Source organism: Burkholderia sp. BDU5 (genome assembly GCF_001522845.1).
GTDB classification, from domain to species: Bacteria; Pseudomonadota; Gammaproteobacteria; order Burkholderiales; family Burkholderiaceae; genus Burkholderia; species Burkholderia mayonis.
Genome location: NZ_LOWC01000164.1, coordinates 32357 through 58630, shown reverse-complemented (window position 1 = coordinate 58630; position 26274 = coordinate 32357). Strand labels below are relative to the sequence as shown.

The 26274-nt window shown below is 69.4% G+C and carries 22 protein-coding genes; 11 read left to right on the top strand and 11 right to left on the bottom strand.

Annotated elements, in window-relative coordinates; genetic code table 11:
• Positions 1–427: 427 nt before the first annotated feature.
• Positions 428–1801 (bottom strand): nucleobase:cation symporter-2 family protein, encoded by a 1374-nt coding sequence (locus tag WS69_RS26865; RefSeq protein WP_059473683.1) that lies wholly within the window; start codon positions 1799–1801, stop codon positions 428–430.
• Between the two features lie 397 nt (positions 1802–2198).
• Between WS69_RS26865 and WS69_RS26860 the strand changes: the two genes are divergently transcribed.
• The gene (locus WS69_RS26860; RefSeq protein ID WP_059473682.1) at positions 2199–3623 is read left to right on the top strand and encodes a xylulokinase; all 1425 of its coding nucleotides are present in this window, start codon (positions 2199–2201) and stop codon (positions 3621–3623) included.
• A 183-nt stretch (positions 3624–3806) separates the two neighbouring features.
• Here WS69_RS26860 and WS69_RS26855 read toward each other — a convergent pair whose 3' ends face one another.
• The gene (locus tag WS69_RS26855; protein WP_059473681.1) at positions 3807–4841 is read right to left on the bottom strand and encodes a GlxA family transcriptional regulator; all 1035 of its coding nucleotides are present in this window, start codon (positions 4839–4841) and stop codon (positions 3807–3809) included.
• Between the two features lie 569 nt (positions 4842–5410).
• On the opposite strand from WS69_RS26855, the gene WS69_RS26850 reads away from it, so the two are divergent.
• Together WS69_RS26850 and fghA are read left to right on the top strand one after the other, a co-directional pair.
• The gene (locus WS69_RS26850) at positions 5411–6517 is read left to right on the top strand and encodes an S-(hydroxymethyl)glutathione dehydrogenase/class III alcohol dehydrogenase (RefSeq protein ID WP_059473680.1); all 1107 of its coding nucleotides are present in this window, start codon (positions 5411–5413) and stop codon (positions 6515–6517) included.
• A 116-nt stretch (positions 6518–6633) separates the two neighbouring features.
• Positions 6634–7482, top strand: a complete 849-nt coding sequence (gene fghA / locus WS69_RS26845) for an S-formylglutathione hydrolase (protein WP_059473679.1) — start codon at positions 6634–6636, stop codon at positions 7480–7482.
• Between the two features lie 116 nt (positions 7483–7598).
• Here the strand turns inward: fghA and WS69_RS26840 are convergent, their stop codons facing one another.
• From WS69_RS26840 to WS69_RS26825, 4 genes are all read right to left on the bottom strand, one after another.
• The gene (locus WS69_RS26840) at positions 7599–8390 is read right to left on the bottom strand and encodes a metal ABC transporter permease (RefSeq protein WP_059473678.1); all 792 of its coding nucleotides are present in this window, start codon (positions 8388–8390) and stop codon (positions 7599–7601) included.
• Entirely contained in the window at positions 8383–9261 is an 879-nt protein-coding gene (locus WS69_RS26835; RefSeq protein WP_059473677.1) for an ABC transporter ATP-binding protein, read from the bottom strand. Before WS69_RS26835 ends, WS69_RS26840 begins: the two co-directional genes overlap by 8 nt.
• Before the next feature lie 16 nt (positions 9262–9277).
• Positions 9278–10249, bottom strand: coding sequence for a metal ABC transporter solute-binding protein, Zn/Mn family (locus WS69_RS26830; protein WP_059473676.1), 972 nt, complete (start codon positions 10247–10249; stop codon positions 9278–9280).
• 71 nt (positions 10250–10320) lie between these two features.
• Entirely contained in the window at positions 10321–10785 is a 465-nt protein-coding gene (locus WS69_RS26825; RefSeq protein WP_059473675.1) for a Fur family transcriptional regulator, read from the bottom strand.
• A gap of 273 nt (positions 10786–11058) precedes the next feature.
• Between WS69_RS26825 and WS69_RS26820 the strand changes: the two genes are divergently transcribed.
• From WS69_RS26820 to WS69_RS26785, 8 genes are all read left to right on the top strand, one after another.
• Entirely contained in the window at positions 11059–11835 is a 777-nt protein-coding gene (locus tag WS69_RS26820; RefSeq protein ID WP_059473674.1) for an L-iditol 2-dehydrogenase, read from the top strand.
• A gap of 87 nt (positions 11836–11922) precedes the next feature.
• The gene (locus WS69_RS26815) at positions 11923–12879 is read left to right on the top strand and encodes a sugar kinase (RefSeq protein ID WP_059473673.1); all 957 of its coding nucleotides are present in this window, start codon (positions 11923–11925) and stop codon (positions 12877–12879) included.
• The gene (locus WS69_RS26810; RefSeq protein WP_059473672.1) at positions 12867–14354 is read left to right on the top strand and encodes a class II D-tagatose-bisphosphate aldolase, non-catalytic subunit; all 1488 of its coding nucleotides are present in this window, start codon (positions 12867–12869) and stop codon (positions 14352–14354) included. Before WS69_RS26815 ends, WS69_RS26810 begins: the two co-directional genes overlap by 13 nt.
• A gap of 51 nt (positions 14355–14405) precedes the next feature.
• Positions 14406–15734: an ABC transporter substrate-binding protein gene (locus tag WS69_RS26805; protein ID WP_059473671.1), complete on the top strand. Its 1329-nt coding sequence runs from the start codon at positions 14406–14408 to the stop codon at positions 15732–15734.
• Positions 15735–15840: 106 nt separating this feature from the next.
• A complete protein-coding gene (locus WS69_RS26800; protein WP_059473691.1) occupies positions 15841–16785 on the top strand; it encodes a carbohydrate ABC transporter permease in 945 nt (314 codons plus the stop codon).
• Positions 16782–17660: a carbohydrate ABC transporter permease gene (locus WS69_RS26795; RefSeq protein ID WP_059473670.1), complete on the top strand. Its 879-nt coding sequence runs from the start codon at positions 16782–16784 to the stop codon at positions 17658–17660. The genes WS69_RS26800 and WS69_RS26795 overlap by 4 nt, the downstream gene beginning before the upstream one ends.
• Entirely contained in the window at positions 17657–18379 is a 723-nt protein-coding gene (locus WS69_RS26790; protein WP_059473669.1) for an HAD family hydrolase, read from the top strand. The genes WS69_RS26795 and WS69_RS26790 overlap by 4 nt, the downstream gene beginning before the upstream one ends.
• Before the next feature lie 59 nt (positions 18380–18438).
• A complete protein-coding gene (locus WS69_RS26785) occupies positions 18439–19551 on the top strand; it encodes an ABC transporter ATP-binding protein (protein WP_059473668.1) in 1113 nt (370 codons plus the stop codon).
• Positions 19552–19663: 112 nt separating this feature from the next.
• Here the strand turns inward: WS69_RS26785 and WS69_RS26780 are convergent, their stop codons facing one another.
• The 5 genes from WS69_RS26780 to WS69_RS26760 form a co-directional block, all read right to left on the bottom strand.
• Positions 19664–20965, bottom strand: a complete 1302-nt coding sequence (locus tag WS69_RS26780) for a haloacid dehalogenase-like hydrolase (RefSeq protein ID WP_059473667.1) — start codon at positions 20963–20965, stop codon at positions 19664–19666.
• 176 nt (positions 20966–21141) lie between these two features.
• Positions 21142–22098 carry a sugar-binding transcriptional regulator gene (locus tag WS69_RS26775; RefSeq protein WP_059473666.1) on the bottom strand — a complete coding sequence of 319 codons (957 nt, stop codon included), beginning with the start codon at positions 22096–22098 and terminating at the stop codon, positions 21142–21144.
• An 80-nt stretch (positions 22099–22178) separates the two neighbouring features.
• Positions 22179–23660 (bottom strand): xylulokinase, encoded by a 1482-nt coding sequence (gene xylB / locus WS69_RS26770; protein ID WP_059473665.1) that lies wholly within the window; start codon positions 23658–23660, stop codon positions 22179–22181.
• 96 nt (positions 23661–23756) lie between these two features.
• On the bottom strand, positions 23757–25148 hold the full coding sequence (gene dalD / locus WS69_RS26765) for a D-arabinitol 4-dehydrogenase (RefSeq protein ID WP_059473664.1): 1392 nt from the start codon (positions 25146–25148) through the stop codon (positions 23757–23759).
• Positions 25149–25329: 181 nt separating this feature from the next.
• Positions 25330–26241, bottom strand: a complete 912-nt coding sequence (locus tag WS69_RS26760) for a LysR family transcriptional regulator (protein ID WP_059473663.1) — start codon at positions 26239–26241, stop codon at positions 25330–25332.
• Positions 26242–26274 lie beyond the last annotated feature (33 nt).

Genomic DNA, 26274 nt, shown 5'->3' with positions numbered 1-26274 from the left:
GGCGGCGGCTGGATCGAGCGCGCGGGCGAGACGCCGCGTCCGGCCGACGCGCCGGCCGACTACGGCAAGGCGGCGGCGTCTGCGCCGGCGTCGGCGTCGGCCGCGCCCGCCGCCGCGGTCAGCGCGGCGACGGCCGGCTGAGCGTTCGCACGCACCGCACGGCGGACGAAGGCGGTCGATTCGTTCGTCTCGCGCCGTGCGATCGGAAGCGGTCGCGTCGCATCGCGATGCACGAACAAAAACCCCGCGTTCTTCGGAACGCGGGGTTTTTTGTCTTCAGCGCAGCGGACGCGTCGAGAAACGGAATGTGTCGCGAAATGAAGCGCACGCCGGAGATCGGATCGGTGTCCGGTTTTTGGGACGCCATTCGAAAAGCGGTGTTTTCGTTCGAGCGACCGCGCGGCGGCGCGCGCCGCGCGGTCGTGGCTCAATGCAGGTCGGCGGGTTGTCCGTCGAAATCGCGGCCCGCGCGGCGGATGTCGCTGCGCGCGTCCTTCTCGCCCTTCACGCCGTTGAACACGAGATTGAGCACGACGGCCGACACCGATGCGAGCAGGATCCCGCTGTGGAGGATCGGCGCGAGCGCGGCGGGCAGCTTCGAGAAGAAGTTCGGCGACACGACGGGCACGAGCCCGAGGCCGATGCTCACCGCGACGACGAACAGGTTGTGATGATTGCGCACGAAGTCGACCTTCGACAGCACCTTCACGCCGTTCGCCGCAACCATCCCGAACATCACGATGCCCGCGCCGCCGAGCACGAACGGCGGCACCGACGCGACGAGCTGCGCCATCTTCGGAAAGAGCCCGAGCAGCACGAGGATCGCGCCGCCCGTCGCGCAGACGAAGCGGCTCTTCACGCCCGTCACGCCGATGAGCCCGACGTTCTGCGAGAACGACGTGTGGGGGAACGAGTTGAAGATGCCGCCGATCAGCGTGCCGAGCCCGTCGACGCGCAGCCCGCGCACGAGCGTGTCCTGATCGACGGGCCGCTCGACCATGTCGCCGACCGCGAGGAACATCCCGGTCGACTCGATGAACGTGACGAACATCACGATCACCATCGTCGCGATCGACAGCGGATCGAAGTGCGGGAGTCCGAAATGGAACGGCGTCACGAGGCCGACCCAAGGCGCGGCCGCGACGCCGTCGGTGTTCACGCGGCCCGCGGCGAACGCGATCGCGAAGCCCGCGACCATGCCGAGCAGCACGGAGATGTTCGCGACGAAGCCGCGGCCGAACTTGTTGATGAGGAGGATCAGCATCAGCACGAGGAGCGACAGGCCGAGATAGACCGGATCGCCGTAATTCGGATTGCCGACGCCGCCCGCCGCCCAGTTGATCCCGACTTCCATCAGCGACAGACCGATCACGGAGATCACGGTGCCGACGACGACGGGCGGAAAGAACCGCAGCAGCTTGCCGATCATCGGCGCGAGCACGATGCCGATCGCGCCCGCCGCGATCGTCGAGCCGAAGATGTCGAGGATGCCGAGGCCGGGGTTCGTGCCGATCGCGATCATCGGACCCACGGCCGCGAACGTGCAGCCCATGATGACGGGCAGGCGGATCCCGAAGATCCACAGGCCGAGCGTCTGGATCAGCGTCGCGATCCCGCACGCGAACAGGTCCGCGCTGATCAGGAAGGCGATCTGGTCTTTCGGCAGCTTGAGTGCGCCGCCGACGATGAGCGGCACCGCGACGGCGCCTGCATACATGACGAGAACGTGTTGCAGCCCGAGCGTCAGCAGCTTGCCGGACGGCAGCACGTCATCGCACGGATGGACCGTGTTCGATTGCATCTGTCTCACTCCATGATCTTGTTTTGAAGATGATTCGACGTTATGCGCATCGACGAACCGCAACAAGAGCACTGGGTTCTATTCCGTGCTTTGCTGCGTCGATATGCGCGCGGGGCGTCGGGGAGCGATGCGTTCATCTCGGGGACCTGCGGGCAAGTGGGTGTCGCGGTTTTATCGCCGGCCAAAATTGATCGGTCGACGTCGCCAAATATCGTCTGGTTTATGGTCTGTATCGACGGAGCGGCATAGTGGCCGCGCGCGACGCGCGAAATTCGCACCGGGTTAACCCGCGCGCAGCCGTTTCGTGCGGGAATTTGGGCGGTACACGCGGACTGCGTGAGCGCGGACGAGCGGACGGTTATCATCGGCGTCGGCTCATTCGAATCCATGTTTCGTTATGCGATTTCTCGGCATCGATCTGGGGACCGGTTCCCTCAAGCTCGCGATCGTCGACGGCGACGGGCGCGTATGTGCGTCGGCGGGCGCCGCGTACGCGGTCGCGACGCCGCAGCCAGGCTGGGCGGAGATCGACGTCGCCGCGTGGTGGCGCGCGCTCGCCGACGCCGCGCAGCGCTTGCCCGGACGCGAGCGCGAGCAGGTGCGGGCGATCGGCTTTTCCGGGCAGATGCACGGCGTCGTGCTGACCGGCGCGTCCGGGCGCGCGCTGCGGCCCGCGATGCTCTGGCCCGATGCGCGGGCGACCGCGCTCGTCGCGAGCTGGCCCGCGGCGTCCAATCCCGTGTCGCCCGGCATGGCGGGGCCGCTGCTCGCGTGGCTCGCCGCGCATGAGCCCGACACGCTGCGCGCCGCGCGCTGGGCGCTGCAGCCGAAAGACTGGCTGCGCGTCGCGCTGGGCGGCGATGTCGCGAGCGATCCGTCCGACGCGTGCGCGACCGCGCTCGCGGGCCCGGACGGAGACTGGGACGATGCGCTGATCGAATCGCTCGGCTTGCCACGCGCGTTGTTCGCGCCGCCGAGCGCATCGGACGCGCGGTGCGGCACGCTGTCGGCCGATGCGGCGCGCGCGCTCGGCCTGCCCGCGGGCATCGCGCTCGCGACGGGCGCGGGCGACACGCCGTGCGCGGCGCTCGGCAGCGGCCTCGCGCACGACGGCGACGCGCTGTTGACGACCGGCACGGGCGGCCAGATCGTCGTGCTGACCGCGCAGGGCGCTGTGCCGCGCGCGGGCCTGCACCGTTATCGTGCGGCGGGCGGCGCGCGTTATTACACGATGGCCGCGATGCAGAACGTCGGGATCGCGCTCGAATCGGCGCGCGGCTGGCTCGTCTATCCGGATTGGCGCGCCGCCTACGACGATGCGTTCGGCGCGAACGCATCGCCGCGGATCAGCTTTCTGCCGTATCTGACGGGCGAGCGCTCGCCGTGGATGAATCCCGCCGCGAGAGGCGGCTGGCTCGGCTTGTCGCTTGGCGACTCGCGCGGCGCGCTGATGCGCGCGGCGTTCGAAGGCGTCGCGTTCGCGTTGCGCGCGGGGCTCGACGCGATCCGCGCCGACGGCTCGCCCGTGCGTGCGCTGCGGCTCGCGGGCGGCGGCTCGGTCGAGCCGCGCTGGCGGCAACTGCTCGCCGACGTGCTCGACGTCGAGCTCTTCGCGGTCGACGGCGCGGACGCCGCCGCGCGCGGCGCGGCGCTGCTCGGCGGCGTCGCGGCGGGCCATTGGCGGGCGGCGGAGTTCGCCGCGCTCGCGCCGGGCGCGACCCGCGTCGCCGCGCCGGCGCACGATGCCTCGCTTGCCGCGCGCCACGCGCGCTTCGTCGAACTCTATCGACGCACCGAAGCATGGTTCGCGGCGGGCGTGTGAGTGTTTCCGTCGCGCCGGCCGGCGTCGATGCCGCTTCGACCGGCGCGGCGCGAACGTCGTCGTGAAAGCGAAGCGTTCGCCACGCGAATCGCATCGCCGCGCCGCCGAAAACGGCGGTCGGACACGGCGACGCACGGCGTTTCGCCGGGCGCCCGGCAGGAGAGCGCCGGCGCGGCCGACGCTTCAGTGCGCGTCGCCGCTCGCGGGCAGCTCGCGCACGCCGGTGCCGGAGAACCGTTCGCGGTAGGCGCCGGGCGTCACGCCCAGGCGGCGCACGAACACGCGCCGTAGTTGATCGTCGGAATGAAATCCGCTGCGAACGGCGACGGTCTTGAGCGGCAGCCCTTCTTGCTCGAGCATTCGACGCGCTTTTTCCAGTCGTGCGATTTCGATGAATTCGGCCGGTCGATAGCCGGTTTCCCGCACGAAGACGCGGATGAAGTTGCGCTCGCTCATCGTGGCGCGCTTCGCGAGTTGCGCAACGGTCAAACGCTCGTCCAGCGAATTCAGAATCCAGTCCTGAACGTCGCGGATGGACGAGTGGGCGGTCATCTGACTGGCCAGATAGACGCTGAACTGCGATTGTCCGCCGGGCCGTTTCAGGTAGATCACGAGATCGCGCGCGACGGCGAGCGCGATCTCCCGGCCGAGATCCTCTTCGACCATCGCGAGCGCGAGATCGAGGCCGGCCGTGACGCCCGCCGAAGTCCACACGTTGCCTTCCCGCACGAAAATGGCGTCGGGTTCCACCTTTACCGCCGGATAGCGAACCTGCAACATGGTCGCGACGCTCCAGTGCGTCGTCGCGCGGCGGCCGTCCAGCATCCCGGACTCGGCAAGAAAGAAGCAGCCGGAGCACAGCCCCACCATCCGGCCGATCCGGCCGGACACGTCGCGGCACCAGCCGACGAGCATCGACGTGTCGCGCAGCGCGCGTTCGATGTCGCGCGCGCCGACGACGATCGCCGTATCCGGCACGGCGAGGGTATCGATCGCCTTGGTCGCTTCGAGCACGATGAGCGTGTCGGACTTGACTGCGCCCTTCGCGGGCGCGGCGATCTGAAGATCGTAGACGGGCGCGTGTCCGGCGGCGGCGAGCCGCGCGTTCGCATAATCGAACACGTTGATGACGCCGACGGCCTCGATTGCCTTGAATCCCGGATAGATCACGACATCGACGGTCGTCGTTCGATGCCGAGGGGGGATTTCCGCTGCCATGCCGTTTCACCATCGACTTGCCGAGACGGCGCCGATCTTAACCCACTTCATCGATCCGGACGATCGCTCGCGCCGCGGGAGCGCGTCCCGGCGCGCACGGTCGCCGTTGTTCGCGAGCGCTGCCGGCGGGCGCGGTTCTCCTGGGCACGGGGCGCACTGCGTCCGGCGGCGCGCCGGCACCGGTATTGCGGGTTCGTTTATCCGGTCCGCTCGCGCGTCGCGACCGATCGCGCCCCGTCGACGAACGGCGGCGTGCGGCGGCGTGCGGCGAGTTGGGGCACAATCACGGGCGGCACGTGCGCCCGCCGGGCGCGGGCGCGCGTGCTCCGGATACGTCGGCGACGCGCGTCACCCGTCGCGGGCATCCGGCCCCCGGGCATGTGCGCACCCGGGCGGGAAGAACGGACGGGAAGAACGGGCGGCGCCGCAGGAACGGGCATGGCGATGGCCGCCGGGTCCTGACAACTTTCCGCCGATTCCTGCCAATTTCCTTGCCGCTGCCGCCGGGCCGGCCGTGCATGCGGATACACTTTGGGCACTCAACCCAGCTACTTCTCTGGAGAACACGCATGAAAACGAAAGCCGCGATCGCCTGGAAGGCGGGCGAACCGCTGACGATCGAAGAGGTCGATCTCGAAGGTCCGCGCGCGGGCGAGGTGCTGATCGAGGTGAAGGCGACGGGCATCTGCCACACGGACTACTACACGCTCTCCGGTGCGGACCCCGAAGGCATCTTCCCGGCGATCCTCGGCCACGAAGGCGCGGGCGTCGTCGTCGACGTCGGTCCGGGCGTCGGCACCGTGAGGAAGGGCGACCACGTGATTCCGCTCTACACGCCCGAATGCCGCGAGTGCAAGTTCTGCCTGTCGCGCAAGACGAACCTGTGCCAGAAGATCCGCGCGACGCAGGGCAAGGGCCTGATGCCCGATGCGACGTCGCGCTTCTCGATCGGCGGCAAGCCGATCTTCCACTACATGGGCACGTCGACGTTCTCGAACTACATCGTGGTGCCGGAGATCGCGGTGGCGAAGGTGCGCGAGGACGCGCCGTTCGACAAGATCTGCTACGTCGGCTGCGGCGTGACGACGGGCGTCGGCGCGGTCGTCTACTCGGCGAAGGTCGAGGCGGGCGCGAACGTGGTCGTGTTCGGTCTTGGCGGGATCGGCCTGAACGTGATCCAGGGCGCGAAGATGGTCGGCGCGGACAAGATCATCGGCGTCGACCTCAACCCGAAGCGCGTCGAGCTGGCGAGGAAATTCGGCATGACGCACTTCGTCAACCCGAGCGAGGTCGAGAACGTCGTCGATCACGTCGTGCAACTGACGGACGGCGGCGCGGACTATTCGTTCGAATGCATCGGCAACGTGAAGGTGATGCGCCAGGCGCTCGAGTGCACGCACAAGGGCTGGGGCCAGTCGTTCATCATCGGCGTCGCGGCGGCGGGCGAGGAGATCAGCACGCGGCCGTTCCAGCTGGTGACGGGCCGCGAGTGGAAAGGCTCGGCGTTCGGCGGCGCGCGCGGGCGCACCGACGTGCCGAAGATCGTCGACTGGTACATGGAAGGCAAGCTCAACATCGACGACCTGATCACGCACACACTGCCCCTCGAACGGATCAACGACGGCTTCGATCTGATGAAGAAGGGCGAGTCGATCCGCTCGGTCGTGCTGTACTGATCGCGAACCTTGCTTGCGAGCGGAGTCAGCGCCGATGCGCTAACGGCTTCGCATCGGACCGACCCAAGCGCCAAGGCGCCTGGTTCGGTCGACATCTGATCGACAGGAGACGGACAATGCTCGAACTCGTTTCGTCGCACGCGTGTCACGGCGGCGAACAGCGCTTCTATCGCCATGAGTCGAAGGCGATCGGACTGCCGATGCAGTTCTCGGTGTACGTGCCGCCGCAGGCGGCGCACGGCCGCGTGCCGGCGCTGTTCTATCTGGCGGGGCTCACGTGCACCGAGGAGACGTTCGCGATCAAGGCGGGCGCGCAGCGCTTCGCCGCGCGGCATGGGATCGCGCTCGTCGCGCCCGATACGAGCCCGCGCGGCGCGGGCGTGCCGGGCGAGGCGGATGCGTGGGACTTCGGCGTCGGCGCGGGCTTCTACGTGAATGCGACCGAAGCGCCGTGGTCGACGCACTGGCGGATGGATGCGTACGTCGTCGACGAACTGCGCGAGATCGTGACGGCCGGGTTGCCGATCGACGGCGCGCGGCTCGGCGTCTTCGGCCATTCGATGGGTGGGCACGGCGCGCTCGTGCTCGCGCTGCGCAATCCGGGCGTGTATCGGTCGGTGTCGGCATTCGCGCCGATCGCGGCGCCGACGCGTTGCCCGTGGGGCGAGAAGGCGTTTTCCGGTTATCTGGGCGCCGATCGCGACGCGTGGAAGCAGTACGACGCAAGCGAACGGGTCGCGCGCGCGGACGCGCCGCACTTCGGCGAAGGCATTCTGATCGATCAGGGGCTCGCCGACCCGTTCCTCGCGACGCAGCTGAACCCGGACGTGTTCGAGGCCGCATGCCGCGCGGCGGGGCAGCCGCTCACGCTGCGCCGTCACGAAGGCTACGATCACGGCTATTACTTCATCTCGACGTTCATCGCCGATCACATCGAGCATCACGCGCGCGTGCTGTGCCGATGAGCATACGATAGATCGCTCGCGAGAGCGACCCGGCAACGAAAAAAGCCCACACGGCTCAGGCGAGCGGCGTGGGCTTTTCTATCGGCCGATCGGCGTGCTTCGCGCGCCGCCGAACGTCATGCGTTGTGCCGCCGCCCGGCGAGACTCGCGCCATAGACGACTGCCGACAGCGCGGTGATCCAGAAGCTCGTCGGCCAGTCGGTGTAATACGCGAGCGTGATGCCGAGCCACGCTTCGCCGAGCGCGAACGCGGCCGCGAGCCAGACGCCCGTCGTGAGGCGCGTCGCGAGATTCTGTGCGGCGGCCGCGGGCCCGACGAGCAGCGTGAACACGAGCAGCACGCCGACGATCTGCGTGCACGCGGCGACGGCGAGCGCGCAGATCGACAGGAACAGGATCGACACGAGCCGCAGCGACACGCCCTTCGCCTCCGCGAGCTCCGGCTGCAGCGACGCGAAGAGGAGCGGCCGCGCGATCGCCGCGAGCGCGACGAGACTCACCGCGCCGATCGCGGCGAGCACGACGAGCGTCGCGTGGCTCACGCCGAGCACGTTGCCGAACAGGAGCGCCGTGACTTGCGTCGCGTAGCTCGTGTAGAAATGCAGGAACAGCAGCCCGCAGCCGAGCGCGACCGACAGGATCACGCCGATCGCGACGTCGCGGCCCGCGAGCCGCTCGCCGAGCGCGCCCATGCCGATGCCGGCGGCGAGCGTGAAGCCGATCATCCCCCAGATCGGCGACAGGCCGAGGAGCGCCGCGCCCGTCGCGCCGGTGAAGCCGACGTGCGACAGCGCATGGCCCGCGAACGTCTGCCCGCGCAGCACGAGGAAGTAGCCGACGATGCCCGCGAGCACGGCGACGATCCCCGCCGCCGCGAACGCGTTGACCATGAATTCGTATTCAAACATCGTGTGAGTGTCCGGCGCCGTGTGAGTGGGCGTGGCCATGGCCGTGCCCATGTCCGCGAGCATGCTCGTGGTCGTGCTCGTCTTCGTGCCCGTGATCGTGCTTCTCGACCTCGACGTCGCCCGACATCACGAAGATGCGGCCGTTCACGCGCATCACGTCGATCGGCGAGCCGTACAGCCGCGACAGCACGGGCTTCGTGATTACTTCGTCGACGGTGCCGAGCGCCGCGACGCCGTTGCCGAGATACAGCACGCGATCGAGCGCGTTCAACAGCGGGTTGAGCTCGTGCGCGGAGAACAGCACGGTGATGCCGAGCTCGCGCTGCACGCGCCGCACGAGCTCGACGACGCCGCGCTGATGATTCGGATCGAGGCTGATGAGCGGCTCGTCGAGCAACAGGAGCTTCGGCGCGCCGAGCAGGCATTGCGCGAGCAGCAGGCGCTGGCGCTCGCCGCCCGACAGCTCGGAAAGCGGCCGCTTCGCGAGGGCCGTCGCGCCGACGAGCTCGAGTACGCGGTCGACGTCGGCCGCGACCGAAGCGCTCGCGTGCGGCAGCCCCCAGCGATGGCCGTCCGCCGCCATCGCGACGAAGTCGTGGCCGCGCACGCGGCGACCGGCGAGCGCGCTGCGGATCTGCGGCATGTAGCCGATCGCCGGATTGCCGCGCGCGACGGGCTCGCCCGCGACGCGGATCGCGCCGGATTCGGCCGGCACGAGGCCGAGCACCGCGCGCATCAGCGTCGTCTTGCCGGCGCCGTTCGGCCCGAGCACGCCGACGAATTCGCCCGCCTCGACGGCGAAGCTCACGTCGCGCAGGATCGTGCGGCCGCCGAGCGCGAGCGTCACGTGTTCGAGTTCGAGCGCATGCATGGATTGGGTCATGTCGTTACGGACGCTGGCCGAGCGCCGCCGCGAGCGCGTCGAGCTGCGCGAGCATCCATTGCTGGAAGGTCTTGCCGGCGGGCTGCGTCTCGGTGACGCTCACCGTCGGCACGCGCGCATCCTGCGCGATCGTCAGCATCCGCTTCGTCATCGGCTCGACCGCCTGGCTGTTGTAGATCAGCACGCGCACCTGGCGCTTTCTCAGATCGTTCTCGAACGCGGCGACGTCGGCGGGGCTCGCCTCGGTGTCGTTCATCGTTGCGAGCTGGAAGCGCGGGTTGCGCATCTCGAGCCCGATCGCATCGGCCATGTAGCCGAACACGGGCTCCGTCGCGGTCACGGGCACGCCCTTGTAGCGCGCGCGCAGCTCGGCGACCTTCGCGTCGATCGGCTTGATCGACGCGACGAACTTCGCGAGGTTCGCGTCGTACTCGGCCTTGTGCGCCGGATCGGCCGAGCCGAGCGCCGCGGCGAGCGCGCGCGCGGCGACGGGCATCGTCGCCGGGTCGTACCACAGGTGCGGGTTGTCGCCCGCCTTCTTGCCGACGAGCTCCGCGACGATGACCGCTTTGCGCTTCGTATTCTTCGACGCGGCGAGGAGCTTTGCCATCCACGGATCGTAGTCGGCGCCGTTGTAGATCACGAGGTCCGCGCGCTGCAGCTCGCGCGCGACCTTCGGGCTCGCTTCGAACAGATGCGGATCCTGATCCGGATTGCTGAGGATGCTCGACACCACGACGTGCGCGCCGCCGATCTGCTTAGCGACGTCGCCGTAGAAGTTCTCGGCGGCGACGATCTTGAACGTCGCGTTCTGCGCAAACGCGGTGCCGGCGAGCGCGAGCGCGGCGACGCCGGCGGCGAGCGTGCGCGTCACGCGCGACGCGCGCAGCGTGAGCGGCGAGCCTGCCGAACGCGGCGCGCGCGACAAAGATGCAAACGTGCGCAACGGCGCACGCAACGTGGCGGCAAAGGACATGCGGTCGATCCTCGATTCGGTTGACGGAATGAAAAGCCGGGGGAAGGCAGCCGGAAAAGATGTCGAGCGGCTCAGCCGTGGTGCGCGTGCTTCGTCTTGCACTGTCCGCAGAGGCCGGTCAGCTCGACGACCTGCCGATGCACCTCGAAGCCGTGCGCGGGCGGGCTCGCCGAGAGCTGCTTGGCGAGATCGCCGCCGGGAATCTCGACGGTTTCGCCGCATTCCTCGCAGATCAGGAACTGCCCTTCGTGCGGCTTGCCGATCTCGCAGCACGCGATGAACGCGTTCTTCGATTCGATCCGGTGGATGAAGCCGTGCTCGACGAGAAATTCGAGCGCGCGGTAGACGGTCGTCGGCGGCACGCGGCCGCGTTGCGGCTCGAGCTCGGCGAGCAGATCGTACGCGCCGATCGGCCGGCCGGAGGCGAGCACGCGCTCGTAGACTTGCCGGCGCAGCGGCGTCCACGCGAGGCCGTGCTCGGCGGCGAACGCGTCGGCGCGGGAGAGGCGGGCGGAGAGCGAGTGGGTCGAGGCCATCGTGCGAACCGGTCGGACGGAAGATGGCGTGATGATATAACGTATCCGATCGCGTTGCATCCTCGCGCCGTACACCCCGCCCGTAGCCCTTCTCCCGCCTGAGCCGCCCGCATTCGCGATGCGGCGGCGCATCATCGAAAGACGGCTCTTCCGCCTTGACAGTGCCGGATTCGTGATCGATCATGCGTTCGCGCATGGAGCAAATGATCGATAGGCGAGCGAACGCTCGATTCGACGGCCGACGGCGCGACGTATAACGAATCGGAGACACCCGTGAGACTGCAGGAGAAGGTCGCGATCCTGACGGGCGCGGCAAGCGGTATCGGCGAAGCGGTGGCGCGGCGCTATCTGGAAGAGGGCGCGCTTTGCGTGCTCGTCGATCTGAAGCCGGCCGACGGCTCGCTCGCGCGGCTCATCGACGCGCATTCCGACCGCGCGATCGCCGTGCCGGCGGACGTCACGCGCCGCGACGACATCGCGCGCATCGTCGCCACGGCGGTCGAGCGCTTCGGCGGCGTCGACATTCTCTTCAACAACGCGGCGCTCTTCGACATGCGCCCGCTCCTCGACGAATCGTGGGACGTGTTCGACCGCCTCTTCGCCGTCAACGTGAAGGGGATGTTCTTCCTGATGCAGGCGGTCGCGCAGCGGATGGTCGAGCAGGGGCGCGGCGGCAAGATCGTCAACATGGCGTCGCAGGCGGGCCGCCGCGGCGAGGCGCTCGTGTCGCACTACTGCGCGACGAAGGCCGCGGTGCTGAGCTACACGCAGTCGGCCGCGCTCGCGCTCGCGAAGCACCGGATCAACGTGAACGGCATCGCGCCCGGCGTCGTCGACACGCCGATGTGGGTGCAGGTCGACGCGCTCTTCGCGCGCTACGAGAACCGCCCGCTCGGCGAGAAGAAGCGGCTCGTCGGCGAAGCGGTGCCGCTCGGCAGAATGGGCGTGCCCGACGATCTCACCGGCGCCGCGCTGTTCCTCGCGTCGGCCGACGCCGACTACATCACCGCCCAGACGCTCAACGTCGACGGCGGCAACTGGATGAGCTGACATGAAACGATTCCCATGCTTTCGTCGCTCGTTCTCCCGCGCGGGGGCGGTCAGTCGCCTCGGGGCGGCCCTGCGCGAGCCGGCGTGATGGCCGCGATCGTCGCCGCAGGCGAACTGCTCGCCGAATTCGTCGCCGCGCAGCGCGGCCAGGGCTTCGATGTGCCGGGCGCGTTCGCCGGCCCGTTTCCGAGCGGCGCGCCCGCGATCTTCGCCGATCAGGCGGCGCGCATGGGCGCGTCGGTCGCGTACGCGGGCTGCGTCGGGAACGACGCGTTCGGCGACGCGATCGTCGCGCGGCTCGCGGGCCACGGCGTCGACGTCGCGCGCGTTCGCCGCGCCGCGCGGCCGACCGGCATCGCATGCGTCGCCTATCGCGCGGACGGCGGCCGGCAATTCGTATTCAGCATCGAAGGCAGCGCATCCGCGCTCCTCGAGCCGGCCGACGTCGATCCGTCGATGTTCGCGGGCTGTCGCTATTTCCACGTGATGGGCTCGTCGCTCACGAGCGAGAACGCGATCGCCGCGGTGAAGCGCGGCGTGATCGAGGCGGCGCGCGTCGGCGCGAAGATCTCGTTCGATCCGAACGTGCGCGCCGAGATGCTCGCGTTCGCGCCGATGCGCTCGGCGCTCCGCGAGATGCTCGACGCGTGCCACCTGTTCCTGCCGAGCGACGCCGATCTGCCGTTCTTCTGCGGACCGCAGCCGGCCGAGCGCGCGATCGCGGGGCTGCTCGCGACGCATCCGCTCCTCGAGCGCGTCGTGCTGAAGCGCGGCGCGGCGGGCAGCGCCGCGTTCGACCGCACGGGCAGCGTCGCCGCGCCCGCATACGAGACCGCCGAAGTCGATCCGACCGGCGCGGGCGACTGCTTCGGCGGCACGTTCGTCGCGTGCGCGATCGCGGGGCTGCCGGCCGCGACCGCGCTCGCTCGCGCGAACGCGGCGGGCGCGCTCGCGGTGTCGCGCGTCGGGCCGATGGAGGGCAACAGCATGCCGGACGAAATCGATCGTTTTCTCGCCGAGCGGGGGGGGCGATGCGCGGCGTGAGCACCGTCGTCGAACGCCCGCGTGCGACCGGCCACCCGGTGCAGATGCTGCGCGGGATCTTCGACGCGAACCGCGCGGGCCGCGCGAGCGGCATCTATTCGGTGTGCAGTGCGCATCGCCTCGTGCTCGAAGCGGCGTTCGAAGCGGCGCGCGCGGACGAATCGCCGCTTCTCGTCGAAGCGACCTGCAACCAAGTCAATCATCGCGGCGGCTATACCGGGATGACGCCCGCGGATTTCCGGCGAGACGTCGACGCGCTCGCGCGCGACGCGGGCTTTCCGGCGCAGGCGCTGATTCTCGGCGGCGATCACCTCGGCCCGAATCCGTGGCGGCACCTGTGCGCGCACGACGCGATGCGCGAGGCGCGGACGATGGTCGCCGCGTACGTCGCCGCGGGCTTCATGAAGATCCATCTCGACGCGAGCATGGCGTGCGCGGACGATGCCGCGCCGCTGTCCGACGCGACGCTCGCCGAGCGCGCGGCGCAGCTTTGCGCGGCCGCGGAAGAGGCGGCCGCCGCCGCGGGCGTGTCGCCCGTCTACGTGATCGGCACTGAAGTGCCGACGCCGGGCGGCGAGCTGAGCGTGGCGGCGGCCGGCGCGGCAACGGACACGGCAACCGGCGCGGCGTATGAAGCGGCGCATGAAGCGGCGCATGGCGCGGCGAACGAGCATGGCGGCGAAGCGAATCCCCCGGCGAGCGATGCGCGCGGCGCGGCGGCCGGCCATCGCGGCGCGTTCTCGCAAATCGAAGTCACGCGCGCGGACAGCGTGAGCGCGACGCTCGCCGCGCATCGCGACGCGTTCGCGCGGCACGGCTTGCGCGACGCGTGGTCGCGCGTGATCGCGATCGTCGCACAGCCGGGCGTCGACTTCGACGATCGCCGCGTGCTCGACTACGATCCGGCGCGCGGAGCCGAGCTCGGTGCGAGCATCCTGCGCACGCCGCCGCTCGTGTTCGAAGCGCATTCGACCGATTATCAGACGGACGACGCGCTCGCCGCGCTCGTTCGCGATCACTTTGCGATCCTGAAGGTCGGGCCGGCGCTGACCTTCGCGCTGCGCGAGGCGCTGTTCGCGCTGACCTACATCGAGGATGCGCTCTTCGACGACGCGTCCGAACGCTCGCAGCTGCGCGACGTGATCGATGCGGCGATGCGCGAGCGTCCCGAATACTGGGCGCCGTACTACCGCGGCGACGCGCTCGCGCAGCGGCTCGCGCGTCAGTTCAGCTACAGCGACCGGATCCGCTATTACTGGCTGCAGCCCGCCGTCGCGGCGGCGCTCGCGCGCCTCTTCGACAACCTCGCGCGCCGCGCGCCGCCCGAGACGCTCGTCGCGCAATGGCTGCCCGACGTGTATGCCGCGTGCCGTCGCGGCGAGCTCGAGCGCGAGCCGGTCGCGTGGGTGCGCCACCGAATCCGGGACGTGATCTCGCGCTATGCGCGCGCGTGCGGGATGCAGCAAAGCGCTTGAAGCAGTCCGTCCAACGGGCGGCAAACACGATATCAAGACAGGAGACATGCCATGCAACGAAAGACGTTCATCGCCGCCGCCGCGCGCCTCTTCGCGGGCGCCGCGCTCGCGTCGTCGGCGCTCGCCGCGCAGGCGGCGACGCTGACGGTCGCGACGCTCAACAACCCGGACATGATCGAGCTGAAGAAGCTGTCGTCCGCGTTCGAGAAGGCGAACCCGGACATTCGTTTGAACTGGGTGATTCTCGAAGAAAACGTGCTGCGTCAGCGCGCGACGACCGACATCACGACGGGCAGCGGCCAGTTCGACGTGATGGCGATCGGCACGTACGAGGCGCCGCAGTGGGGCAAGCGCGGCTGGCTCGCGCCGATGACGAACCTGCCCGCCGACTACGATCTGAACGACGTGATCAAGACGGCGCGCGACTCGCTGTCGTACAACGGCCAGCTCTACGCGCTGCCGTTCTACGTCGAGAGCTCGATGACGTTCTATCGGAAGGACCTGTTCGCGGCGAAGGGCCTGAAGATGCCCGGGCAGCCGACCTACGACCAGATCGCCGAGTTCGCCGACAAGCTGACCGACAAGGCGAACGGCACGTACGGGATCTGCCTGCGCGGCAAGGCCGGCTGGGGCGAGAACATGGCGTACGTGTCGACGGTCGTCAACACGTTCGGCGGCCGCTGGTTCGACGAGAACTGGAACGCGCAGCTCACGTCGCCCGAATGGAAGAAGGCGATCAACTTCTACGTGAACCTGCTGAGGAAGAACGGGCCGCCGGGCGCGAGCTCGAACGGCTTCAACGAGAACCTGACGCTCACCGCGTCGGGCAAGTGCGCGATGTGGATCGACGCGACGGTCGCGGCGGGCATGCTGTACAACAGGCAGCAATCGCAAGTCGCGGACAAGATCGGCTTCGCGGCGGCGCCCGTGGCCGCCACGCCGAAGGGCTCGCACTGGCTGTGGGCATGGGCGCTCGCGATCCCGAAGACATCGAAGCAGCAGGACGCGGCGAAGAAGTTCATCGAATGGGCGACGTCGAAGCAGTACGTCGAAATGGCCGGCAAGGACGAAGGCTGGGCGTCGGTGCCGCCGGGCACGCGCCAATCGACTTATCAGCGCGCCGAATACAAGGCCGCCGCGCCGTTCTCCGACTTCGTGCTGAAGGCGATCCAGACCGCCGATCCGAACGATCCTTCGCTGAAGAAGGTGCCGTACACGGGCGTCCAGTACGTCGGCATTCCTGAATTCCAGTCGTTCGGCACGGTGGTCGGCCAGGCGATCGCGGGCGCGGTCGCGGGGCAGATGAGCGTCGATCAGGCGCTCGCCGCCGGTCAGGCCGCGGCCGATCGCGCGGCGCGCCAGGCCGGCTACCGGAAGTGAAGCGCCGCGCGCGCCGCGCCGCTCGCGGGCGCGGCGCGCACGGCATCGCAGTGACGCGGGCGCAGGCGGCACGCGCGCCCGCGTATCGAACGAGGTGATCCCGATCATGCGTCACTTACGTCTTCCTCTCGCTCACTCGGCGTCGCTTGGCGACGCGAGGCCCGCTGCCGACGAGCGCGCGCGCGGCAAGCCGGCGCGCTGGCTCGCGACGCCGTCCGTCGCCGTGCTGTTCCTGTGGATGGCGATCCCGCTCGCGATGACGATCTGGTTCTCGCTTTCTCGCTACAACCTGCTGAACCCCGACGTCCAAGGCTTCGCCGGCCTCGACAACTACCGCTTTCTCGCGACCGATCCGTCGTTCTTGCCGGCGATCTGGCACACGCTCGCGCTGATCGGCTCGGTGCTCGCGATCACGGTGGCCGGCGGCGTGCTGATGGCCGTGCTGTTCGACCGCAAGTTCTACGGGCAGGGCGTCGCGCGCCTGTTCGCGATCGCGCCGTTCTTCGTGATGCCGACGGTGTCGGCGCTCATCTGGAAGAACATGATCCTGCATCCGGTATACGGACTCGTCGCGTGTGCGATGCGCGCGCTCGGGATGCAGCCGATCGACTGGTTCGCGCAATATCCGCTCGCGTCGATCGTGATGATCGTCGCGTGGCAATGGCTGCCGTTCGCCTTCCTGATTCTCTTCACCGCGATCCAGTCGCTCGACCAGGAGCAGAAGGAGGCCGCGCGGATCGACGGCGCGGGCCCGTTCGCGATGTTCTTCTACATCACGCTGCCGCACCTGAAGCGCGCGATCGCGGTCGTCGTGATGATGGAGACGATCTTCCTGCTGTCGATCTTCGCGGAAATCTATACGACGACGGGCGGCGGCCCGGGCGACGCGACGACGAACCTGTCGTACCTGATCTACGCGCTCGGCCTGCAGCAGTTCGACGTCGGGCTTGCATCGGCGGGCGGGATTCTCGCCGTCGTGCTCGCGAACGTCGTGTCGTTCTTCCTCGTGAGAATGCTCGCGCGGAATCTGAAAGGGGAGTACGAAGCATGAGCGATCTGACCGTATCGACTTCGCATGGGACTTCGCGCGGCGCGGGCGGCGGGCTGCCCGCCGCGTTCGGCGCCGTGAAGCGCGCGCTGCCCGGCGTGCTGGCGTGGCTCGTCGCGCTCGTGCTGTTCTTCCCGATCTTCTGGATGGCGATCACCGCGTTCAAGACCGAGCAGCAGGCGTATTCGTCGACGCTCGTCTTCGTGCCGACGCTCGACAGTTTCCGCGAGGTGTTCGCGCGCAGCAACTACTTCGCGTTCGCGTGGAACTCGGTGCTGCTCTCGGCGGGCGCCACCGTGATCTGCCTGCTGCTCGCGGTGCCCGCCGCGTACGCGATGGCGTTCTTTCCCGGCAAGCGCACGCAGAAAGTGCTGCTGTGGATGCTGTCGACGAAGATGATGCCGTCCGTCGGCGTGCTCGTGCCGATCTATCTGCTGTGGAAGAACGCGGGGCTCCTCGACACCGTCTCGGGGCTCGTGATCGTCTACACGCTGATCAATCTGCCGATCGCCGTGTGGATGACGTTCACGTACTTCAACGAGATTCCAAGGGACATCCTCGAAGCGGGGCGCATCGACGGCGCGTCGACGTGGCAGGAGATCGTCTATCTGCTGATGCCGATGGCGCTGCCGGGGCTCGCGTCGACCGCGCTCCTGCTCGTGATCCTGTCGTGGAACGAAGCGTTCTGGAGCATCAATCTGTCGAGCTCGAACGCCGCGCCGCTGACCGTGTTCATCGCGTCGTACTCGAGCCCCGAAGGGCTCTTCTGGGCGAAGCTGTCGGCGGCGTCGCTGCTCGCGGTCGCGCCGATCCTCGTCGTCGGCTGGCTGTCGCAGAAGCAGCTCGTGCGCGGCCTCACGTTCGGGGCGGTCAAATGACGGCAAGTGCGACGGCAAGTGCGACGGCGCGGGCGAACGACGCGCGCGTGCTCGTCTGCGACTGCGACGGCGTGCTGATCGACAGCGAGGCGATCGCGGCCGACGTGCTCGTGCGCGAGCTCGAAGCGCGCTGGCCGGGCGTCGCGGTGCGGCCGATCGTGATGCCGCTCCTCGGCCTGCGGACCGAGCGCGTGCTCGACAGCGCGAGCGCGCGCGCGGGCCGCGCGCTCGTCGATTCGGATGTCGAAGCGATTCGGCGCAGCGTCGAGGAAGCGGCCGTCGAGGCGCCGATCGTCGACGGCATCGACGCGGCGCTCGCGCAGATCGATCTGACGATCGCGTGCGCGAGCAACAGCCGGCGGCATTACGTCGACGCCGCGCTGCGCCGGACGGGCCTCAAGCGCTTCTTCGGCGAGCGGCTTTTCTGCGCGGACGGCGTCGCGCGGCCGAAGCCCGCGCCCGACGTCTATCTCGCCGCCGCGCGCGCGCTCGGCGTCGCGCCTTCGCAGTGCCTCGTCGTCGAGGATAGCGCGACGGGCGTGACGGCCGCGGCGGCAGCGGGCATGACGGTGCTCGGCTTCGTCGGCGGCGGGCACGCGTCGCCGGCGCAGGTCGGTGCGCTGCGCGGGATCGGCGCGCGGCGCGTGTTCGACGACATGCGCGAGCTGCCCGGGCTCGTCGCGCAATGGGTCGCGACGGGCGCGGTGCAGCCGCACTGAACGATCATGCCGAGCGCGTTCGATCGTCGCGCGGCCGCCTAACTGAACGGAGACAAATCATGGCAAGCGTGCTCCTGCGCAATATCGCGAAGCGCTACGACGACAACGAAGTGCTGCGCAACGTCAATCTCGACATCGCGGACGGCGAGTTCGTCGTGTTCGTCGGGCCGAGCGGCTGCGGCAAATCCACGCTGATGCGGATGATCGCCGGGCTCGAGGACATCTCGAGCGGCGACTTGCTGATCGACGGCGCGAAGGTCAACGACGCGCCGAGCGCGAAGCGCGGCATCGCGATGGTGTTCCAGTCGTACGCGCTCTATCCGCACATGACGCTCTACGACAACATGGCGTTCGGCCTCAAGCTCGCGGGCGCGAAGAAGCAGGCGATCGACGATGCGGTCAGGCAGGCGGCGAAGATCCTGCACATCGACCATCTGCTCGACCGCAAGCCGAAGCAACTGTCGGGCGGCCAGCGGCAGCGCGTCGCGATCGGCCGCGCGATCACGAGAAAGCCGAAGGTGTTCCTGTTCGACGAGCCGCTGTCGAACCTCGATGCGGCGCTGCGCGTGAAGATGCGGCTCGAGTTCGCCCGGCTGCACGACGCGCTGAAGACGACGATGATCTACGTGACGCACGATCAGGTCGAGGCGATGACGCTCGCCGACAAGATCGTCGTGCTGTCGGCGGGCAGCGTCCAGCAGGTCGGCGCGCCGAACGCGCTGTATCACGCGCCCGCGAACCAGTTCGTCGCGGGTTTCATCGGCTCGCCGAAGATGAACTTTCTCGCGGGCGTCGTCGAATCGGCGTCGGCCGACGGCGTGCTCGTGCGCTTCGAATCGGGCGAGACGCAGCGCGTCGCGGTCGAAGCGGCGGCGCTGCGCGCGGGCGAGCGCGTGACGGTCGGCATCCGGCCCGAGCATCTGCACGTCGGCATCGCGGGCGGCAACGGCATCGTCGCGCGGACGATGGCGGTCGAGTCGCTCGGCGACGCCGCCTATCTGTACGCGGAGTCGGCTGTCGCGCCGGACGGGCTGATCGCGCGGATTCCGCCGCTCGACATGTATCGCGCGGGCGAGAGGCTGCGCGTCGGCGCGCAGCCCGAGCATTGCCATCTGTTCGACGAAGCGGGGCGCGCGTTCAAGCGGAAGCCGAAGCACGCGATGGCGGCTTGACGCGAGGGCCGCGCCGGATCTGGCCTGTCGCCCGATCCGGCGCGCGTCGCGGCGTGCATTGCCGTGCGCGTTGCGGTGCGCATTGCGGCGAGATGCGCGCGCGCAGGCGCGATCACGCGAGCAGCTTGGGATCGCTCTTGCCGTACTTGATCGAGCGCTCGTCGGCGACCATCAGCCCGGTGTTCTCGTTGCGCCCCTGCAGCACGAGACGCGCGTCCTTCGCGCCGATCTGCTCGGCCGCCTTCCGGCTGTCGACACCGATCTCGCCTTTCTTCATCCGGTTGACGATCACGCCGACGGCGGTGTCGGCGAAGTCGCGCAGCATCCACGCGTCGCCGTCGCTGTCGCCGAACACGAGAAGCGGCCCGTAGCCCTTCTTCGATTGCAGCTCGTTGCGGATGCCGACGGTCTTGCCCGGCCCGTAGTTGAACGGCCAGTTCGGCGCGTATTCGTTCACGTACTTGCCGTCGGCCGTCACGAGCCGCATGCCGATCACGTTCGCGTCGGGCACGCCGTAGCCGAACGCCGGATGGCCGGCGAACACGCGCACGACGTCGTCGAGCGACGCGGTGCTGACGTATACGTCGATCCCGTTCGAGCGCAGCGTGTCCATCATCGCGCGAATTTCCTCGTGGATGCGGATGCCGTGGAAGTGCGTCGCGGCGACGACGCCCGCTCGGCCGGGCAGCGCGCGCGAGCTTTCGTACGTGACCTTGCGCAGCGCGTCGCCGAGATTCGCGACGTTGCTTTGATACGCCATCGCCTGCAACTCGTCGCGCGTCATGCCCGCGTACCAGTACATGATCCACTTGTAGCCGATCTCGACCGGATACGTGTCGCAGATCGCGTCGTACATGAAATACAGCTTCGCGCGGAAATCCAAGAACCGCTCGCTGCGACGGATCTCGTCGAGCGGCTTGTCGCCGCCGAGGCCCTGATAGTTCGCGTGCAGCCAGCGATAGTCATTGTCGACGTCGGCCGCGATGTCCTCCATCCGCACCGGCTTGCCGTCGATCGTCGTGTAGCCGAGCTTTGCGTCGAACGGGCCGTCCGGCACGCCCTGGCGCAGGATCGCGGAGAACTGGCCAGGCGTCAGGCGGTAATGCAGCCCGTCGATCTGGTGCATCAGCAACGCCTCTTCGCAGTCGTTCATGATGCTCGTGTTGTCCCAGTCGAACACCGCGTAGGGCCGGCGGTCGGCGCGGTAGGTCGGGCTCGGCGCACCGTGCGCGGCGAGCACGGCGCGCAGCCGCGCGACGTTGCGCGGCGACCAGCGGCCGGGCGTCAGCGACAGCGGGGCGGCGGGCGTGGCGGATGCGTCGGACGCGGCGCGCGCCGGGGACCATGCGGCGGCGGCCATCGCGGCCGAGGCGCTCGCCAGCGAGCGAACGAAGTGTCGACGTCCTGTTTTCATCGAGGTTCTCCGAAGGGATGCGCGCGGCGAAGCGGAACGACGGAAATGACGCCGCCCGATTCGCTGGAAGCGACGGGATGCCGGTCAGCATCGCGCCCCATAAAACGGATTGCATGACGAAATCGGACGTTTGTCTGTCGAAACGCGACTGATGCGGCGCAGCACGCGGCGTGTCGCTAGCAGGCTTGCTCGACGAGCGCCGCTCGCGCACAGGTTTCGTCGGTCACGAGCCCCGACAGCCACCCGCCGCGCAGCGCCGCGAGCACCGCGACGCGCTTGCGCGGCCCGCCCGCGAAGCCGATCGTCGGACGCTTCGGCGGCGCGTCGAGCGCGACGCTCGTCACGCGCGCGCTCGTCGACGCCTCGATCCGCCGGCCTTGCGCATCGATCGGCAGACCGAGCATTTCGGCCACCGCGCCGAGCTCGACCATCTCGCTCAGTTCGTCGGCGGTGATGAAGCCGTCCTCGAACAGCGGGCAGTGCGCGCCGATGTTGCCGACGCCGACGAACGCGACGTCCGCCTCCGCCGACAGCTTCTCGACGATCCGGTACAGCCGGTGATTGCACCACTGCGCGCGTTCGGCGTTGCTGTCCGCGAAGAGCGGCGCGGGCAGCAGGAAATGCTTGCCGCCCGTCTTCTCGGAGATGTGCTGCGCGACGTCGTACGGGTTCGACGAGCCGTCCTGCGCGATCGCGCCGACCATCGACACGAGCCGGTGCTGCGGCCGCTCGATCTGCGCGATCTGCGCGACCGCGGCCTTCAGCGTCCGGCCGCTGCTGACCGCGACCACCATCGGCCTTTCTTCGTTCAGATAGCGCTCCATCACCTGCGCGCCCGCGACCGCGAGCTTGCGGTCGACCGCGTCGGGCGCGTCGCCGTCGATCGGCACGACTTCGCACATCGCGAGGCCGTAGCGCTTCGATAGCTGCGCGGCGAGATCGAGGCAGTCGGCGACGCGATGGTCGACGCGCACGCGAATCAGGTTCTTCTCGACCGCGAACGCGACGAGGCGCTGCGCGACGGGGCGCGACACCTGCAGCTTCTCGGCGATTTCGTTCTGGGTGTCGCCCGCGACGTAGTAGAGCCACGCGGCGCGCGTCGCGAGATCGAGTTTTTCGGAGGATTTGGACACGGTAGAGGGATCTCAGGTCAGGCGGGCGTCAGGCGGGCCGTCGAGCGCCGGGGAAAAGTTCGCACTGTAGCGCACGGCGCTCACGCGAGCCGCTCGCGCGACGGCTCGAACAGCGGCCGCACGTGACGGTACAGCGCGCGGAACGTGTCGAGCCGCTCGCGCAGCGCCGCGTGGCGAGCCGCGTTCGGCGCGAACTCGTCGCGCAGCGGCGGCTTCGTCAGCACGTCGCGCGGATCGCCGCCGACCGCGAGCCAGCCGAGCCGAGCCGCGCCGAGCGCCGCGCCCGTCTCGCCGCCGCCGTGGCGGCGCGTGCGCACGCCGAGCGCGTCGGCGATCAGTTGCGCCCAGTACGCGCTTCTCGCGCCGCCGCCGATCAGCGACAGCGCGTCGGTCTGCGTGCCCCCTGCGATCAGCGCGTCGAAGCCGTCGGCGAGCGCGAGCGTCACGCCTTCGAGCACCGCGTAGCCGAGGAGCGCGCGGTCGGCGCCGTGCGTCATCCCGAACAACACGCCTTGCGCATACGGATCGTTGTGCGGCGTGCGCTCGCCCGACAGATAGGGCAGGAAGTACGGCGCGTTCCCGCACGCGGCGGGATCGAGCGCGGCGACTTCGGCGAGGAGCGCCGGCTCGTCGGTCGACGTCAGCTTGCAGATCCAGCGCAGGCAGCTCGCCGCCGACAGCACGACGCTCATCTGCTGCCAGCGGTCGGGAATCGCGTGGCAGAACGCGTGGACGGCCGACGCCGGGTTCGGCCGGAAGCGGTCGCCGACGACGCTCAGCACGCCCGACGTGCCGAGCGACACGAAGCCGTCGCCCGGCTGCGTCGCGCCGATGCCGAGCGCGCTCGTCGCATTGTCGCCGCCGCCGCCCGCGACGACGACCGCTTCGGCGAGCCCGAGCTCGCGTGCGATGTCCGCGCGCAGCGTGCCGGACGGCGCGTTGCCTTCGACGATCCGCGGCATCTGCGCGCGCGCCATGCCGCCCGCGGCGAGGAGCGCGCCGGACCAGTCGCGCTTCGCGGCGTCGAGCCACAGCGTGCCCGCCGCGTCGGACGGGTCCGACACCTTCGCGCCCGTGAGCCTCAGGCGCAGATAATCCTTCGGCATCAGCACGCACGCGATCTCGCGGAACACGTGCGGCTCGTGCCGCGCGACCCACAGGAGCTTCGGCGCGGTGAAGCCCGGCATCGCGAGATTGCCGGCGATCGCATGCAGATCGGGCGCGCGGGCTTCGAGCGCCACGCATTCGTCGGCGCTGCGCATGTCGTTCCACAGGATGGCCGGGCGCAGCACGCGATCGTGGCGATCGAGCAGCACCGCGCCGTGCATCTGGCCGGACAGGCCGATCCCGCGCACGTCGCCGAAGGCGCGAGGATGCCGCGCGCGCAACGCGGCGAGCGCGGCGAGCGTGCCCGTCCACCAGTCGTCCGGATGCTGCTCGGCCCAGCGCGGATGCGCGCGTGCGACGGTAAACGGCGTGCCCGCCGTGCCGACGACGATGCCGTCGGGCGAGAGCAGCAGCACCTTGACTTCGGAGGTGCCGAGATCGATGCCGAGATACATGGGCGGAAAACGGTGCGTCGACAGGGAGCCGCTACTTTAGCCGCGCGCCCGCTGCCGTGCCAATGGCGATTTGACCCGAGTGACGCGCACGGCCGTTCAGCGGCTCGCGAGCCACGCGTCGACGCGCGCGAGGCCCGCGCGCAGCGCGTGGTCGAGCGCGGCCGTGCCAGCGAGCGATCCCCACAGCGGGCGCTGCCCCGCGAGCGCGGCGACGGGATCGTCCGCGCCCGCGATCGCGCGCGCGGCGTCGGGGTCCATCACGCCGTCCTGGTACGCGTACGGCAGCGTGCCTTTCGCCCAGCGTTGCAGGAAGCGCAGGAAGAGGGCGGGCAGCACCGCGGTCGACGCCGGCTCGACGCCGCGCGCGATCGATTCGGCGAGCGTCGGCGCGATGAAGCCGGGAATTTTCGAGAAGCCGTCGGCCGCGACGCGCTGGTTCGTGTCGCGGATGTGCGGATTGCCGAAGCGGTCGAGCACGACGTCGCGGTAGCGCGCGAGATCGAGCGGGCTCGGCGCGAGGCACGGGATCACGCCGTCCGTCACGTACGCGTGCGCGAAGCGGCGGATGCCGGCGTCGTGCGTGCCTTCGTGGATGTACGCGTAGCCCGCGAGCGTGCCCGCCCATGCGATGCAGCTGTGCGTTGCGTTCAGGATCCGGATCTTCGCTTCCTCGTACGGATGAACGTCCCCGACGAGCTCCGCGCCCGCCTTCTCCCATGCCGGTCGGCCGGCCGCGAAGCGGTCTTCGATCACCCACTGGATGAACGCTTCGCCCATGACCGGGCACGCGTCGTCGACGCCCGCCGCCGCGAGCACGCGCTCGCGGACATCGGGCGTCGGGCGCGGCGTGATGCGGTCGACCATCGAGCTCGGGCACGCGACGTTCGCGTCGAACCACGCGAGCAGATCGACGAGCCCGCGCCGCGACAGGAATTCGCGCATGCCGGCGCGAAAGCGCGCGCCGTTGTTGCGCAGGTTGTCGCAGCTCTGCAGCGTGACGGGGCCCGCGCCGCGCGCGACGCGCTCGGCGAGCAGCGCCGCGAGCGCGCCGTAGATCGTGACGCGCGCGCCTTGCAGATCGGCCGCGAGATCGGGATTCGACGTGTCGAGCCGATCGTGCTCGTCGAGGGCGTAGCCGCCTTCCGTCACCGTGAACGACACGATCCTGCACGCCGGATCGGCGCCCGCGTCGACGAGCGCCGCGAGATCGATCGACCAGGGCAGCACGCGCGAGATCGAGCGGACCGTCTCGTATGCGCGCTCGCCCTGCGGCGTGACCGTTTCGAGCGTGTAGACGCCGTGCTGCGCGGCGAGCGCGTCGCGCGTCGCACGCATGTCGTCGCGGATGTCGCCGACGACGAGCGACCAGCGCTCGCCGGCGGGCGACGCTGCGTTGACGCGATGCAGGTACCACGCCTGATGCGCGCGGTGGAACGAGCCGACGCCGATGTGCAAGATCGCCGGCGCGGCGCTGGATGGACTGCTCATCCCGTGTCTCCTGGCGGCTGGCTGGCGCCTGCCGAATCCCGAATAAGATCATTTGCTCTTTATGTGAGCGAATGATCTTATTCGATTGGGCGAAAGTCAAGGCGATCGCGTGGGGTTTCGATGCTGCGGCGCGCCAATCCGGGCGCGCCGCGCGTGAGGGGGGACGCGTCGGTGCGAAGCGTCAGAAAGGCTGGCGGGTCAGCAGCGCGAGCTGCTCGAGCAGCTTTGCCGCCGGACCGGGCAGGATCCCGTGGCGGCGGCGGAACGCGGTCAGCGTGCGGGTCGCGGCGACGCCTTCGACGGGCAGCGTATCGATCGTGCGCGCGCGGCGCTCCGCGCGATACATCGGCTCGGCCATCCAGCTCAGGAAGCCCGCATGCGCGACGAGGCTCTTGAGCGCCGTCACCGAGCGGGTCTCGACGGCGACGTCGGGCGGCGCGAGCCCTTGCGCGTCGAACGCCGCGCGCATCTGCTCGTACGGCGCGGTGCCGCGTGGCGGGATCGCCCAGCGCGCGGCGCGCGTGTCGGCGAGCGCAAGCGGCATGCCGGCGCCGCGCAGCGGATGATCGGGCGCGGCGACGACGTGACTCACGTCGTTCCACCGGCATTCGGGGATCGCGACGACATCGTCGGTGTCCGGCACGCGCGTACTGAGCGCGACGTCGACCTCGTGTGTCAGGAGCGCTTCGACGAGCCGGTCCCACACGCCTTCGACGATCTCGATGCGCAGGTTGGGCCACCGGTCGAGCACGCGCCCGATCGCGACGGGCAGCACGAGGCTCGCGATGCTGCCGACCGCGCCGACCTTGATCGCGCCCTTCGCGAGCCCGCGCAGCGCGTCGATTTCTTCGCGCGCGTGCTCGGCCTCGTGCTGCAGGAGCGTCGCATGCGGCAAGAGCGCCTCGCCGATCGCGGTGAGCTGCATTCCCTTCGAATGACGCTCGAAGAGCGGCGCGCCGATCTGATCCTCGAGCCGCTTCAGGATGCGGCTCAGCGCGGGCTGCGTGACGTGCAGCGCGTCGGCCGCGCGGCCGAGGCTGCCGCTCGCGGCGATCGTCGTGAAGGCGCGCAGCTGGCGCAGATCGAAAGTCATGCTGTCACGTAATGGCTTATTGCAGAAAATACA

What these genes read in the sequence shown, in the direction of transcription:
- WS69_RS26865 (WP_059473683.1), bottom strand. Translation starts at nt 1,801, where the DNA reads ATGCAATCGAACACGGTCCATCCGTGCGATGACGTGCTGCCGTCCGGC.
- WS69_RS26860 (WP_059473682.1), top strand. Translation starts at nt 2,199, where the DNA reads ATGCGATTTCTCGGCATCGATCTGGGGACCGGTTCCCTCAAGCTCGCG.
- WS69_RS26855 (WP_059473681.1), bottom strand. Translation starts at nt 4,841, where the DNA reads ATGGCAGCGGAAATCCCCCCTCGGCATCGAACGACGACCGTCGATGTC.
- WS69_RS26850 (WP_059473680.1), top strand. Translation starts at nt 5,411, where the DNA reads ATGAAAACGAAAGCCGCGATCGCCTGGAAGGCGGGCGAACCGCTGACG.
- fghA (WP_059473679.1), top strand. Translation starts at nt 6,634, where the DNA reads ATGCTCGAACTCGTTTCGTCGCACGCGTGTCACGGCGGCGAACAGCGC.
- WS69_RS26840 (WP_059473678.1), bottom strand. Translation starts at nt 8,390, where the DNA reads ATGTTTGAATACGAATTCATGGTCAACGCGTTCGCGGCGGCGGGGATC.
- WS69_RS26835 (WP_059473677.1), bottom strand. Translation starts at nt 9,261, where the DNA reads ATGCATGCGCTCGAACTCGAACACGTGACGCTCGCGCTCGGCGGCCGC.
- WS69_RS26830 (WP_059473676.1), bottom strand. Translation starts at nt 10,249, where the DNA reads ATGTCCTTTGCCGCCACGTTGCGTGCGCCGTTGCGCACGTTTGCATCT.
- WS69_RS26825 (WP_059473675.1), bottom strand. Translation starts at nt 10,785, where the DNA reads ATGGCCTCGACCCACTCGCTCTCCGCCCGCCTCTCCCGCGCCGACGCG.
- WS69_RS26815 (WP_059473673.1), top strand. Translation starts at nt 11,923, where the DNA reads ATGGCCGCGATCGTCGCCGCAGGCGAACTGCTCGCCGAATTCGTCGCC.
- WS69_RS26810 (WP_059473672.1), top strand. Translation starts at nt 12,867, where the DNA reads ATGCGCGGCGTGAGCACCGTCGTCGAACGCCCGCGTGCGACCGGCCAC.
- WS69_RS26805 (WP_059473671.1), top strand. Translation starts at nt 14,406, where the DNA reads ATGCAACGAAAGACGTTCATCGCCGCCGCCGCGCGCCTCTTCGCGGGC.
- WS69_RS26800 (WP_059473691.1), top strand. Translation starts at nt 15,841, where the DNA reads ATGCGTCACTTACGTCTTCCTCTCGCTCACTCGGCGTCGCTTGGCGAC.
- WS69_RS26795 (WP_059473670.1), top strand. Translation starts at nt 16,782, where the DNA reads ATGAGCGATCTGACCGTATCGACTTCGCATGGGACTTCGCGCGGCGCG.
- WS69_RS26790 (WP_059473669.1), top strand. Translation starts at nt 17,657, where the DNA reads ATGACGGCAAGTGCGACGGCAAGTGCGACGGCGCGGGCGAACGACGCG.
- WS69_RS26785 (WP_059473668.1), top strand. Translation starts at nt 18,439, where the DNA reads ATGGCAAGCGTGCTCCTGCGCAATATCGCGAAGCGCTACGACGACAAC.
- WS69_RS26780 (WP_059473667.1), bottom strand. Translation starts at nt 20,965, where the DNA reads ATGAAAACAGGACGTCGACACTTCGTTCGCTCGCTGGCGAGCGCCTCG.
- xylB (WP_059473665.1), bottom strand. Translation starts at nt 23,660, where the DNA reads ATGTATCTCGGCATCGATCTCGGCACCTCCGAAGTCAAGGTGCTGCTG.
- dalD (WP_059473664.1), bottom strand. Translation starts at nt 25,148, where the DNA reads ATGAGCAGTCCATCCAGCGCCGCGCCGGCGATCTTGCACATCGGCGTC.
- WS69_RS26760 (WP_059473663.1), bottom strand. Translation starts at nt 26,241, where the DNA reads ATGACTTTCGATCTGCGCCAGCTGCGCGCCTTCACGACGATCGCCGCG.